The sequence below is a fragment of the Exiguobacterium oxidotolerans JCM 12280 genome (assembly GCF_000702625.1).
Lineage (GTDB): Bacteria > Bacillota > Bacilli > Exiguobacteriales > Exiguobacteriaceae > Exiguobacterium_A > Exiguobacterium_A oxidotolerans.
In genome coordinates this window covers 2,064,957-2,078,222 of record NZ_JNIS01000001.1, presented here as the reverse complement: position 1 = coordinate 2,078,222, position 13,266 = coordinate 2,064,957, and the positions used below count along the sequence as shown (strand labels likewise).

The window sequence follows — 13,266 nt, the reverse complement described above, 5'->3', positions numbered from 1 at the left end:
CTGCAGGGTCGCGACCGATTGCTTTTCGCTTTAAAAGCGATTCGAGACGGATTGCGCTCTAAAACGTCTCCATGCCCGGCTTTCCGTCACGGTATTAGCTAAAAAGCGTCATGTTTCGTTGACTCCTACGGGAAAAAGTGCGTTTTTAACGCACTTGCAGAGGCAGGCAAGACCCTGCTCATTGTCCGATAGGACCAAGGAGCAACGGCTTGCGCCTCGCCCGAGGAAAGCAACGAATAAAGACGCTTTTTCTCCTGATAGCACTTTGTCTACAGTCTGAAGTACCCATTTGCATGGATCCTTCAGCTTACAGGAAAAACTTTATCAACGAATTTTAACGATTGGTTTTTTCGTATCGGGTTCGAGGAATAACATCGCTTCCGTATCGCCGTTTAAGTTCGTGACGGTAATCGTCGTCGGAACATTCCGGTTATACTCCCACCGGTTTTCAAGCAGATACGTCACGTATTGGATGAAGGCGACAAGTTCTGCTTTTCCGTAAAATTGAACCGGGATTTTAATTTCAAGCTTCTTCAATTCACCCTCTTGATAGAATCCTTCGCCCATCATCCCTGTGTAGTTCGGGAAGTAGTCCTCGAGCCGGTCCTTGAACAAGTCGAATTTCGCCGCGTCATCACGAACGTCATTCGTTGCTGCTGAAGAAGGATAGTAGTAATACTTCTCATCATAGTTTTTCCAGTCATTCGCACTAATTTGGTTCCCGCGACCGATGAAGGCCGATGAAAGGTAGTGACCTGAAACCGGTGAACCCTCTTTCTCTTGTAAATAGAGGGCGACGTGGATCGGTGTCGTCTTCATCCCGTCCGTCTTCCGCATCTTTTGGACGAGTTCATTTGCCATTTTCTTGCCTTGCTCAACGACTTTTTTCTCATCTAATTTCACAGTATATGTCGGCCCATAGTTTTCATCTTGGAAAACGTACTCACTATTTAAGACTAACGCAATCGATGTCCCACCCAGTTCGAGTTTTTTATCTTCTTCGAGCATGTAGTCTTGTTCTAAGATGTGCGATAAAATCAAAGGAGACTTCTGATTTTTCTCTTTATATGATTTTCCAGTCGTGTACGCCGGGTTTAATCCTTCTGGATCACTCCCACTCGTATCTGCTTTTCCTGTTCGAAGCAACCACGTTGCGATTTGGTCCGCTTCCAGCAGTTGACCTTCTTGGTAATAATATTTCTCCGGGTCAAAAAACTGTGTTGAATGACGCATCAGCCCGGTCTCAATCTCATCCAGTTCAAGCCGTGAGCTGACCCGCTTTTGTGTCATCCCGCGGGCGACGCTTGCCCGAAACGGAAGTACCGTTCGATAGTACGAATCGGTCGTATCGATTGCCGGACTGACAACGGCTTGGACTTCTTTACCTTGTTCGCTCTCAGTAATGACTTCTTTCGTATCGTTGTCTTGTGATAGATCCATCGAACAAGCACCTAAAAATAGTGTGCTCGTCAACGTCAATGCTATCATTTTTCTATATCTCATCATCATTGCACCCCATGTTTTAAAATCGTTCTCTTTATCATAACAGAATCGTTTTCAATCGGGGAAGCACTAGTTTTCCCCTATTTTTCAAAAAGCACTGCGTGACTTTTACTCGCGCGAAAGGACAATCTTCCATGAAACAACGACAAGTCATCGGGCTCCTTCTCTTATCAGCAGGCATTTTATTCATGCTTTGGCCCATTTGGAGTACCTATCAAAAACAAGCAACTACGACTGATTTAAAGCAACAATGGAAAAAAAGCTTACAAACGGTTGATGCAAAAGAAACGACAAAACCACTGGCGACAACAGGTGATGGACTCCTAACAATCCCTTCACTTGATTTCGAACAAGTCATCTTAGAAGGAGCTTCGACCGATGTTCTTGATCGCAGTATCGGTCACATCAAAGAAACCGGTGCCCCGGGAAAAGGAAATTATGCTTTAGCAGGACACCGAAGTTTCACGAAAGGACTTCATTTCAACAAGTTACCGCAACTGAAAACAGGAGCCGATGTCATCGTCACCACAAAAGACCATCGTTATACGTACCGCATGGAAAGTTCAAAACTCGTCAAGCCGACGGATCTTTCCGTTCTCGATCAAGACGTCAAACAACCGATGATTACACTCATCACCTGTGATCCACCGGAAACCGCGACAAACCGTTTAATCAAACAAGGTGTGTTGATTAAAACCGAAACACTTGATTGAGTCTAGCACTTCATCTGCTTTCAAACACAAACAAAAATCCGAGTGATTCTTTTTCAAAGAAGAATCGCTCGGATTTTTTTAAGGCGTAGACCCTACTTTAAATCGCTTATTTTAAATCACGCCTCGTGTTGTGCCAGCTCTTCCAGCAATCGTGCCTCATCCCAAATCTCAATTCCAAGTGATTCAGCCTTCGTCAACTTCGACCCCGCCTTTTCACCTGCGACTAAAATATCGGTTTTCTTACTAACACTCCCGGTCACGTCCGCACCGAGTACCTCAAGACGCTTTCCAGCTTCCGAACGTTTTAGCGATTCCAGTGTCCCGGTCAAAACAATCGTTTTTCCAGAGAACGGTGCATTCGATTGATCGATCCGTTGACCAAGAAACTGCTGATTCAGCCCAAGCGCTGCTAAATCTTGAATCAATGCCTGTGCTTCCGGATGCTCGAAATACTGCGTAATTGAGTCAGCAATTTTACTACCGACTCCGTCGATCGCCACAATTTCATCATAACTTGCTTGCGCGATTCCGGTTAACGTATCAAAACGTTCTGCAAGCAGATACGCTGCTTTTTGACCGACGAGACGAATCCCTAGGCCAAAGACGAGACGTTCGAGCGAATTTTGTTTCGACGCCTCGATTGCCGCCAGTAACTTATCGACTGATGTTTCTCCCATCCGTTCATAGGTCAAGAGTTCGTCACGATCGAGACGATACAAATCAGCAAGCGTCCGAATTGCTTGATGTTCATACAGTTGACGGACCACTTTTTCACCAAGCCCATCGATGTTCATCGCTTGGCGTGAAACGAAGTGGATGATGCCTTCCGTCAACTGGGCTGGACATTCCGGACTGACGCAGCGCACGTCGACTTCACCTTCGAGACGGACGAGTTCCGACTGACAGGCGGGACATTGTTTTGGGAATTCAATCGGTTGTTCTTCCCCCGTTCGTTCTGAAACGACGACACTGACGACGGCTGGAATGACGTCCCCCGCTTTTTTAATGATGACTTGATCGTGCAGGCGGATATCTTTTTCCGTGATGAAGTCCGCGTTGTGTAACGTCGCATAACTGACGGTCGAACCGGCAACGACGACGGGTGCGAACCTTGCGCGTGGTGTCACTTTCCCGGTCCGTCCGACACTGAAGTCAACTTCTTCGACGGTCGTCATCACTTCTTCAGCCGCAAATTTATAGGCGGTCGCAAACCGAGGACTCTTCGCCGTAAAGCCTAATTCTTCTTGATCGTCATAACGGTCGACCTTGAGCACGATGCCATCGATTTCATACGGCAATGTCGCACGTTCTGCCGTCCAGTACGTGATGAACGCTAAAATATCTTCTACCGTCTGACATGTTTTCATTTCTTTGTTCGTCGGTAGACCGAGCTGTGCCAATTGTTCCATCGCTTCACTATGAGAGCGCGCCGTCAGTGTATTGACGCCGACACCGTAGACGAATAACGATAAGTTGCGTGACGCCGTAATCGACGAGTCGAGTTGCCGTAAACTTCCGGCCGCAGCATTCCGTGGATTGGCGAATAATGCTTCCTCACGTGCTGTCCGTTCCTCGTTTAAGCGCTCGAACGATTGTTTCGGCATGTAGGCTTCGCCGCGAACTTCAACCGTCTCCTGCTCACGCAGACGTAACGGTAACGCCTTAATCGTCCGTAAGTTTTGGGTAATGTTTTCACCGACCGTTCCGTCACCCCGTGTCGCCCCACGAACGAGTAATCCGTCTTCATATTTTAAAGAAATTGCCAGTCCGTCGAACTTCAGCTCTGCGACATACGTCGTTGCGCGACCGAGCGAACGTTCAATCCGCTCGACCCATTCCCGGATCTCCGTTTCATCAAATACGTTGCCGAGTGAGAGCATCGGCAAGTCATGCGTCACCTTTTCGAATGCTTCGAGTGGTGCTGCTCCGACACGTTGGGTCGGAGAATCCGCCGTAATCAGTTCCGGATGGGCCGTTTCCAGTTCAGTCAGTTCCCGTAGCAATTGATCGTACGTGCTATCCGGGACGGTCGGCTGATCTTTGACGTAATATTCATAGCTGTACTGATTTAGTTTTTGGCGCAATGCTTCGATGCGTGCTTGGTCTTCCATTTTGACGCCTCCACTCATACCTTTTTAATTGGTGCGAATTTTGCAAGCAACCGTTTAATCCCGACTGCCGGGAACGCGATATCAATTTCAAGACTATCACCAGACCCACGTGTTTGGACGACCGTTCCTTGCCCCCACTTGCCGTGCTCTGCCTTGTCCCCGACATTCCAGCCAAGTGACTCGGCGCCGGATGTTTTCATCGCCGTCGGTTTCGTGACCGAACGCCCGATAACAGCTTTCCCTTGCGGAACCGGACGATCTTCCCACGGGAGTGGTTTAGGTTTTTTACCGGTCCGTTCGATAACTTCTTCCGGTAATTCGGCTAAGAAACGCGATTCTTGGTTCGCATTTGTCCGTCCGTATAACGAGCGCATCCGCGCATGCGAGAGATAGAGTCGTTTTTCTGCGCGCGTGATGCCGACGTAGGCCAGGCGGCGTTCTTCTTCCATCTCGTCTTCATCTTGCAGCGAACGGCTGTGCGGGAACAAACCTTCTTCCATTCCAATCAGGAAGACGACCGGGAACTCAAGTCCTTTCGCCGAGTGCAACGTCATCAACGTGACTTGCTCACCTGGATCCGTTTCATCAAGCGAATCGACATCAGCGACGAGTGTCAAGTCGGTCAAGAAGGCGATGATCGTCCGGTCTTCCGGATCTTCTCCTTCTGTCTCCTTCTCGAAGTTTTGCGCGACAGTGATAAACTCGTTGATGTTCTCAAGACGACTTTGTGCTTCAAGCGTCTTGTCTTCTTTTAAGACTTGACGATAGCCTGATTTTTCAAGAACTTCCTCGACGAGCTCCGAGATGCTGATAAATTCCTGCATCTGACGTAACCCCATGATCATCGTCCGGAAATCCGTCAATTTAGCTGCCGTCTTTGGTGCGATATTCGACAATTCGATATCACGAATGGCATCCATCAAGGACACACCCTGAAGATCAGCGAAGTCACGTAATTTATCAATCGTTGTCGCCCCGATTCCCCGTTTCGGTTCATTGACGATTCGGGCGAAGGATAAATCCTCGTTCGGGTTCGAAATCAGGCGGAGATAGGCAAGAACGTCTTTGATTTCTTTTCGATCGTAGAACTTTGTTCCGCCAATCATTTTGTACGGTACGTTTGACTTCAGTAATGTTTCCTCGATTGCACGAGACTGGGCGTTCGTCCGGTACAAAATTGCGATGTCGTTAAGTTTCATCCCGTAACGTAGCGAATTGCGAATTTCTTGGACGATGTAAAAGGCCTCTTCCCGCTCGTTTTCCGCCGTATGGATAATCAATTTTTCCCCTTCGAGATTTTCCGTCCAAAGCTTTTTATCTTTTCGTGTACTGTTGTTTTTGATGACATGGTTCGCCGCATCAAGAATGCGTTTTGACGAACGGTAGTTTTGTTCGAGCAAGATGACGCGGGCTGTCGGATAATCTTCTTCGAACGATAGGATGTTCGCGATATCGGCACCGCGCCAGCGATAAATCGACTGGTCCGAGTCACCGACGACACAGAGGTTTTGGTGTGCTGCCGCCAATAAGTTAACGAGATCATATTGGGCTTTGTTCGTATCTTGATACTCATCGACGTGGATATAACGGAATTTCTTTTGATAAAAGGCGAGGACATCCGGTGCTTGTTTGAATAACTCCGTTGTCTTCCCGATCAAGTCATCGAAATCGAGCGCGTTATTGCGGCGTAAGACGGCTTCATATCCTTTATAAATTTCGGCGACTGTTTTTTCATACGGATTCGTCACGATCGAGGCATAAAACTCGGCACTCCGCAGTTCATTTTTTTGACTTGAAATGATCGAGAGCATCGACCGAGGATCCCATTTTTTCGGATCAAGGTTCTGTTCTTTCAAGACCAATTTAAGCGCCGACTGCTGATCACTTGAATCAAGGATCGTAAAGTTCCGGTCGTAACCAAGCTTATCGATATCGCGACGTAACATCCGAACACACATCGAATGGAAGGTCGAGACCCAAATGTCGTTCGCGACCCCGCCGACTAACCGACCAATCCGGTCACGCATTTCCCGTGCCGCCTTATTCGTAAAGGTAATCGCTAAGATGTTCCATGGTGCGACTTGTTTTTCCGCCATCAAATAGGCGACACGATGCGTCAAAACACGTGTCTTCCCTGAACCGGCTCCTGCCATGATCAGCAAGGGACCGTCCGTATGTTTGACCGCTTTCGCCTGCTCCGGATTCAATCCGCTCACGAGCTGTTCACTTAAATTAAACATGTAATAGCCTCATTTCTTTTTTCCGAACTTTTGTTCTTATATTTTATCGCGTTGCTTCTACTGTCGCAAGTGCTGCTTTTAAATCCTCATAAATGATATTTCCGACGACAATCGTATCAGCATACCGGAACATTTCCCGAGCCCGCTCGACGGAATCGATTCCGCCCCCATAAAACAGCCGCGCCTGCCGGACGACGTCCTTGACGCCTGCGACGACTTCCGGATTGCCATAGACGCCGCTGTACTCAAGATAGACGATCGGCAGACGGAACACACTGTCCGCGAGTTGGGCGTAGGCGACGACTTCTTCGTCCTGTAATACTTTTGCTTTTGTGACGTGCGCGACCTTCGCATCCGGATTCAAGACGATGTAGCCTTCTCCGACTAAATCGGCATGGGCCAGCATGTGCCCGACTTCCTGTAAGGCCTCGACCTGTTTTTCGACCAGATATTCTAGCGTACCACTATTTAAGACGCTCGGAGTCAAATACGTATCAAACCCCATCGTCGCCGCTTCGAGTTCAGAAATTTCGAGGGCGACCGCGACCGGGTATCTTCGCAGACGCATCAGTAAATCAAGTGTCGCATCCAGCGTAATATCATCGGTTCCGCCGACGATGATCGCATCCGTTCCGGAAGTCGCGATCGCTGCGAGCGTCGTTTCCTCGATTTCTTTTGCTGGATCTAATTTAAAGACATGCCGCCATTCATCATACGGTAGTAACACGTTCGTCCCATCCTTCCTATCTTGTTCATCTCTAATTAGTATAAAACAAAAACCCATCTCGCGCAGGGCGAGATAGGTCAAGTCGTTACGCGTCGTTTCGTTAAGAGTGCTGCGAGTCCGAGCGCTAAAAATCCGTAAAGGACGGCGAATGCCCATGGCTCAGCGAGAAAAAAACCGAGCACCGGGACGTCGAGTAACGATGATTCAGGCGAGCAGAGTGCCCGTCCATTGACGATTGCCAGAAATGGCAACGCCGGAACAGCAAAGATGTAACCAAAATTAATCCAAAATGCACGATTCATGCAATCATCTCCTTAACCGATAATGACGGATTCCTTCGGATAATTGTATTTTCGTTTTGGCTGATTCGCTTTTAAGAGTAAGACAAACGAGATGACACGGATTCGTCCGATGAACATTAAAATCGATAATGTCCATTTTCCGACATCCGATAACTCACTCGTGATTCCGAGCGATAACCCGGTCGTTCCGAACGCAGAACATGCTTCAAAGAACAGCACAAGGAATGGTGCATCCTCAACCATGAGCAAGACAATCAATCCGATGATCGTCACTCCCGTCGAAACGACAATGACGACGAACGATTTCCAAATGTCTGATTGGTCAATTTCACGTCCGAAAATCTTAATTCCATATTCTCCACGGATGAAGGCGACAACACTAAGTAATGCAACAGCAAACGTCGTTGTCCTGATTCCCCCACCGACGGATGATGGAGAAGCGCCGATGAACATTAAAATGGATAAGACGAAGACGGAAGCTTGTGAAAATGTCGTAATGTCGACCGTCGTCAATCCACCATTTCGTGTCGTAACCGACTGGAATAGCGCATCGACAATTTTTTCATCAATTGGTAATCCTTTAAAGGACTGGTTCCATTCAAATAGCAACAGACTGCCTGTCCCGAACAGGACGAGGATGAAAAACGTCGAGGCTGTCAGTTTCGTAAATAACGAAAAGTGATACGGTTGTCGTGTCGATTGACGTGTTGCCCGGTAGGCAAAGTATCGTCGCACTTCAACAAGTACAGGGAAGCCAATCGCACCGAGTGTCAATAAGACGATTTGCATAAAGACGACAAATAAGTCTCCTCGAAACGGAAGAAGCGACTCTCCTGTGATATCGAACCCTGCATTCGTCGTCGCACTGACTGAACCGAAGACACCTTGTAACATCGCTTCACCGATTGTCGGAAAGTATTTCGTATAATAAAGGCCTAAAATGAGTGCACCGATCAACTCAATGGAAAGAATGATTAAGATGACTTCACGGATATATTTGACGACCCCTTGCATCGTCGTCTGGTTTTGATCACGAACGACGAGTTGCCGTTCTCGAAAACCGATTCGCTTCCCCAAGATGACCCACATCGCGATATGGAGCGACATCAAGCCAATTCCACTTACTTGCACCAAAATCATGATCATAAAATATCCGAACGTCGTAAACGTATCGGAGACGGAAACGGTCGTCAATCCGGTCACACTGACACAGCTAACTGCCATGAACACCAAGTCTGTAAAATCCCAGTCATAGTCTCCACGGGTCGACCACGGTAGTCCTAATAAAATGATTGCAATGATGACAGCAACGAAATAGATGATGACGAGCGACTGGATCGGCGTCAGTTTTCGAATGAAATGCTGAATCTTTTGTTGAAACGCTAAATCCATCCAGGTTCGTCCTCCTTCATCAAAGCAGCGGATAACCGATTAGTTATCCGCTACTGTTTCTTCTTTCAAACCTAAACGTGCTAACGCTAAATCGTAACCACCAGAGCCATAGTTCAAACAACGTTTCACACGTGAAATCGTCGCCGTCGACGCCCCGGTCGCCTTCTCGATTTTATGATATGTGTTTCCTTCACGTAGTTGACGTGCCACTTCGAGACGTTGCGCAAGCGCTTGAATCTCGTTGACCGTCGCTAAATCTTCAAATAAAGTATAGCAATCTTCTAATGAATCCATCTTCATGATGGCCGTAAATAATTGGTCGAGTTCTTTCCCTCGTAATTTATCGAGTTGCATCTTGTAACTTCCTTTCCCATTCAATCACTCTTTAATAGTTTAAAGCGCGACGTTTTAAATTTCAAGCATCAGCGTAAAATCGCTGGGAAAAGAACTTTTTTCCGAAGGACTTCGTAGATGCCTTGCGGCGTGATGCGGACATACGGTAAGTGCGTCGATGCAAGGAATAATAACGTATAAATCGGATCTTCGAATTGGTACCCCCGTGCGAACAACGCTTCACGCAATGCTGTTTCCTGAACGATTAAGTCTTCAAGCGGCAAATTAGAAGTCTGTCCCATCAACGTCAACGGAATCTCGGCAATCACTTCCCCGTCTTCGACGAGAACAATTCCCCCACCGAATGCTTTCATCCGTTCAAACGCCACCTGCATATCTTGTTTCGATTTCCCGATCATCAAGATATCACCACTGATTGAATAGGAACTGACCATCCCCCCGACGTTCGTCGCAAAGTTTTTCAAAACCGTATTAAGGCGCCATTTCCCTTGCCGATCAAGTAACATTAAAAACGACTCATTGCAATCGGCAGGTAAGACAGGAACACTCGTATCATGTTCGACTTGATACAATTTCATGATGACCGAGTTAACCATCTCAAGACCAACCGGCATGCTGAATGAAAAATCTTGATCCGTCAATGAGACGCTGACTTCAGACTTTTGCATTAAGTCCATCGCTTGATCGAGTGCTTCAACGGGGTAGCACGGAATATCGTCGCGCCGGACCCACGTCCCGCGTGCTAGGACATCGACGGGTGTCGGTTGATCGATCGCTTCTAAAATATTTAAGTGGGCAATCCGTCCCGGTGCGATACTTCCCAGGAGATGATCAAGATTAAAGTGACGTGCTGCATTGTACGAGGCAATCCGGTACGCTTCTTCTGCCGGAATTCCCGCAGCAAGCATCAAGCGGACCGTCTCGTCCATCAAACCAGACTTATAGAAGGACGGTGTCGAACCATCTGTCGTCACGAGGACCTTTTCATAATTTTGTAATCCGGCTTCGACAAGTCCTGCAAAAATGTCCGGTAAATCAGGACGAATCGATGAGTAACGAATCGTCGTCGTGTATCCTAATTCAAGACGCGTCAATGCTTCCTCGACCGTCATCGCCTCATGGTCACTCGTTACGCCATAAAGTGCCATCTTTGTCAGGGTTTTCGCAGATGCTCCCGGGAAATGCCCTTCAATCGGTTTTCCGAGCTTCATCGCGTCCTGCATCCATTGAAGTAACTCATCATCGCCTTGTGACAGACGGGGCCACCCTGTCAATTCTCCCGCCTGAATGACTTGGGGGTGTTTGAGCCAGGCTTGAATCCGCTTGTTGTCAATCGAGATGCTATCCGCATCAAGTTCCGTCTGTGCGTCGAGTCGTGCCCACCAATACATCGATGTCGGAAGATCCGCTAACGCTTCAACTTGTGCAAACGCTTGCTCGACGGGCTCTAACAAAAGGAGCATATTATCATTGACGAGTGTCGTCGTTCCACGCTCCGCAGCAAACTTCGCGAGCGTCGCCGGATTATAGAGTTGGAAAGGATGGGCATGCGGTTCAATATAACCTGGTACGATGAATTTCCCTGTTGCATCGTAGACCTCGTCCGCTTGGTCCGGCATATCCGGTCCGACATAGATAATCCGGTCTCCGCTAACCCAGATATTCGCCGTGCGCCATGCTTTCAACCCATGATTTAAGTACGTCGCATTTTCAAGTACGAGTGTAGGTGCAAGCTGTCCGCTTATGACCGCTTGGTGACCACGTACTTCAGTTTTCGTCCAAGGGGACCTTCCACAATTCTTTTTCACGAAAGCTCGACCTCCTTTTATTTTCTGAAAACGCTTTCTTATACTTCTTATACTAAAATGTTATCAAAAAAGTTTCAAGGTAATTTCATGTATATCCGACCTATTTCGACAAAATAACACAAAACTGTCAAGGAAGACAATCAACTTTCGCTTGTTCCTTCGGTTGAACGTCTGCTCTTCTCCTTCTCAAATCATCATGTCCTTCCAGTTAATTCAGGCTGTATACGAATCAAACGGATTCTTGATTCTTGTCATGTCCGCCGCTCCTCTCCTTCTCGAATCGTCTTCTAGCGGCAATCCTTCGCGCCGCTTCGCTACGCTGCAGGGTCGCTCTTGATTGCTTTTCGCTAAGAAGCGATTCAAGTCGGAAGTCGCGTCCTGACACAGCTGTTTTTTAGAACAGTATTCAAAAAACGGCACCCTGACAAAAGTTTCGCTTCTCGTGACTCCTACGGGAAAAAGCGCGGTTCGCGCTGTCAGAGGCAGGCGAGACCCTGCTACTTGTTCGTAGAATCAAGGAGCAACGGCTCGCGCATCACCCGAGGAAAGCACGAGAAGGAAGAATCTTTTGTCAAAAACACCCTCTCAAAAAACTATGCTGTTTAAAAAGAAATCTCATTCAAAAAACGGCGTCCTGACAAAAGTTTCGCTTCTCGTGACTCCTGCGGGAAAAAGCGCGGTTCGCGCTGTCAGAGGCAGGCGAGACCCTGCTACTTGTTCGTAGAATCAAGGAGCAACGGCTCGCGCCTCGCCCGAGGAAAGCGCGAGAAGGAAGAATCTTTTGTCAAAACCCTTCTTTCAAAAAAAAGCCAAGCGAAATCGCTTGGCTTTTTACATAACAGTTTCCTTTAAATTCATGTTGTCCGAAACGCCTTTTTCGCAATATCCGTCCGGTAAAAGAACCCGGTTTGATCAAACGAAGCTAACCCTTGATAAATATCAGCGACTGCCGCTTCCATCGTTGCGGCTTGACTGACACAGACGAGGACACGCCCTCCGGCTGAGACGAGTGTATCGTCTTTTTCTGTCGTCCCAGCATGAAAGACTAAAACATTCGAATCGATTGACGTAAGATCAATCGGTTGTCCTGTCTGCGGTCGTTCCGGATAGCCGTCTGCCGCGATGACAACACCGACCGTCGCAGCATCGGACCACAGGACTTCAGGCTCCTCGCCTGCCGTGAGCGGGATGATGACATCGAGTAAGGGTGTTTCGAGACGCGGTAAGATGACTTCAGTTTCCGGGTCCCCGAACCGCGCATTAAACTCGATGACGGACGGTCCGCGGTTCGTCAACATCAGACCGGCATATAAGAATCCTGTAAAGGGAATCCCTTCGCTTGCCATCTGCTCGACGAGTGGACGTAAAATCCGTGTCATCGCTTCATCCGTGACGGCTTGTTCATCGAATTGAGGCAACGGGCTGTAAGCCCCCATTCCACCGGTATTCGGTCCGGCATCACCATCGAAGGCGCGTTTATGATCTTGCGACAAGACCATCGGGATGACGGTCTCTTCATGGACGAATGCCATCAAGGAACACTCTTCTCCGACGAGACATTCTTCGATGACGACACTACTTTGGTCACCGAAGTCACCATTGAAAATTTCTTCAATTGCGCGAACTGCTTCATCAAGCGTCGTCGCTACTGTAACGCCTTTACCCGCTGCGAGACCATCTGCTTTGATGACGATCGGTGCCCCTTGACGGGAGACATACGCTTTCGCTTCTTCTGCCGACGTAAAGACAGCGAATGCTGCCGTCGGAATCCCTGCCCGTTCCATCAAGCCTTTCGCGAACTGCTTACTTCCTTCAAGTGCTGCCGCTTCACGCGAAGGACCAAAAATCTTGAGACCCGCTGCTTCGAAGGCATTGACGACACCGAGGACAAGTGGGCCCTCTGGTCCGACAATCGTCCAATCAATCTGTTCGTCTTTAGCAAATTGGACAAGCTCACTGATGGCATCTTCCCGAATCGGGACACATGTTGCTTCTGTCATCCCGACATTTCCCGGCGCGGCATAAATCGTTTTGACTCGTTCATCTTGTGCTAGCTTCCAGACGAGCGCGTGTTCACGCCCGCCTTTTCCGATTACTAATACCTTCATGCAAGTCG

Annotated in this window: 10 protein-coding genes; 1 reads left to right on the top strand and 9 read right to left on the bottom strand. The window is 48.1% G+C overall.

The genetic code is table 11. The features are described 5' to 3' along the window. Positions 1-324 precede the first annotated feature (324 nt). The gene (locus P403_RS0110530) at positions 325-1,488 is read right to left on the bottom strand and encodes a CamS family sex pheromone protein (RefSeq protein ID WP_235195198.1); all 1,164 of its coding nucleotides are present in this window, start codon (positions 1,486-1,488) and stop codon (positions 325-327) included. Between the two features lie 149 nt (positions 1,489-1,637). On the opposite strand from P403_RS0110530, the gene P403_RS0110525 reads away from it, so the two are divergent. Continuing rightward, positions 1,638-2,216: a class D sortase gene (locus tag P403_RS0110525; protein WP_029332601.1), complete on the top strand. Its 579-nt coding sequence runs from the start codon at positions 1,638-1,640 to the stop codon at positions 2,214-2,216. A gap of 116 nt (positions 2,217-2,332) precedes the next feature. Here P403_RS0110525 and ligA read toward each other — a convergent pair whose 3' ends face one another. The 8 genes from ligA to purD all read right to left on the bottom strand — a co-directional run bounded on the left by ligA (position 2,333) and on the right by purD (position 13,258). Then, complete coding sequence (ligA, locus tag P403_RS0110520; RefSeq protein WP_029332600.1) at positions 2,333-4,327, bottom strand: NAD-dependent DNA ligase LigA; 1,995 nt, start codon at positions 4,325-4,327, stop codon at positions 2,333-2,335. A 14-nt stretch (positions 4,328-4,341) separates the two neighbouring features. Then, on the bottom strand, positions 4,342-6,567 hold the full coding sequence (gene pcrA / locus P403_RS0110515) for a DNA helicase PcrA (RefSeq protein WP_029332599.1): 2,226 nt from the start codon (positions 6,565-6,567) through the stop codon (positions 4,342-4,344). A 43-nt stretch (positions 6,568-6,610) separates the two neighbouring features. Beyond that, positions 6,611-7,294: a heptaprenylglyceryl phosphate synthase gene (gene pcrB / locus P403_RS0110510; protein WP_029332598.1), complete on the bottom strand. Its 684-nt coding sequence runs from the start codon at positions 7,292-7,294 to the stop codon at positions 6,611-6,613. Between the two features lie 77 nt (positions 7,295-7,371). After that, positions 7,372-7,596, bottom strand: coding sequence for a hypothetical protein (locus P403_RS0110505; RefSeq protein WP_029332597.1), 225 nt, complete (start codon positions 7,594-7,596; stop codon positions 7,372-7,374). Between the two features lie 12 nt (positions 7,597-7,608). Beyond that, complete coding sequence (locus tag P403_RS0110500; RefSeq protein ID WP_029332596.1) at positions 7,609-8,988, bottom strand: TrkH family potassium uptake protein; 1,380 nt, start codon at positions 8,986-8,988, stop codon at positions 7,609-7,611. A 39-nt stretch (positions 8,989-9,027) separates the two neighbouring features. Then, entirely contained in the window at positions 9,028-9,342 is a 315-nt protein-coding gene (locus P403_RS0110495) for a YerC/YecD family TrpR-related protein (protein ID WP_029332595.1), read from the bottom strand. Positions 9,343-9,410: 68 nt separating this feature from the next. After that, a complete protein-coding gene (locus P403_RS0110490; protein WP_029332594.1) occupies positions 9,411-11,150 on the bottom strand; it encodes an adenine deaminase C-terminal domain-containing protein in 1,740 nt (579 codons plus the stop codon). Between the two features lie 854 nt (positions 11,151-12,004). Next, on the bottom strand, positions 12,005-13,258 hold the full coding sequence (purD, locus tag P403_RS0110485; protein WP_029332593.1) for a phosphoribosylamine--glycine ligase: 1,254 nt from the start codon (positions 13,256-13,258) through the stop codon (positions 12,005-12,007). Between the last annotated feature and the right edge of the window lie 8 nt (positions 13,259-13,266).

Coding starts and splice junctions, on each gene's coding strand:
- P403_RS0110500 (WP_029332596.1), bottom strand. CDS start 8,988: ATGGATTTAGCGTTTCAACAAAAGATTCAGCATTTCATTCGAAAACTG.
- P403_RS0110505 (WP_029332597.1), bottom strand. CDS start 7,596: ATGAATCGTGCATTTTGGATTAATTTTGGTTACATCTTTGCTGTTCCG.
- P403_RS0110525 (WP_029332601.1), top strand. CDS start 1,638: ATGAAACAACGACAAGTCATCGGGCTCCTTCTCTTATCAGCAGGCATT.
- purD (WP_029332593.1), bottom strand. CDS start 13,258: ATGAAGGTATTAGTAATCGGAAAAGGCGGGCGTGAACACGCGCTCGTC.
- P403_RS0110530 (WP_235195198.1), bottom strand. CDS start 1,488: ATGATAGCATTGACGTTGACGAGCACACTATTTTTAGGTGCTTGTTCG.
- pcrA (WP_029332599.1), bottom strand. CDS start 6,567: ATGTTTAATTTAAGTGAACAGCTCGTGAGCGGATTGAATCCGGAGCAG.
- P403_RS0110495 (WP_029332595.1), bottom strand. CDS start 9,342: ATGCAACTCGATAAATTACGAGGGAAAGAACTCGACCAATTATTTACG.
- ligA (WP_029332600.1), bottom strand. CDS start 4,327: ATGGAAGACCAAGCACGCATCGAAGCATTGCGCCAAAAACTAAATCAG.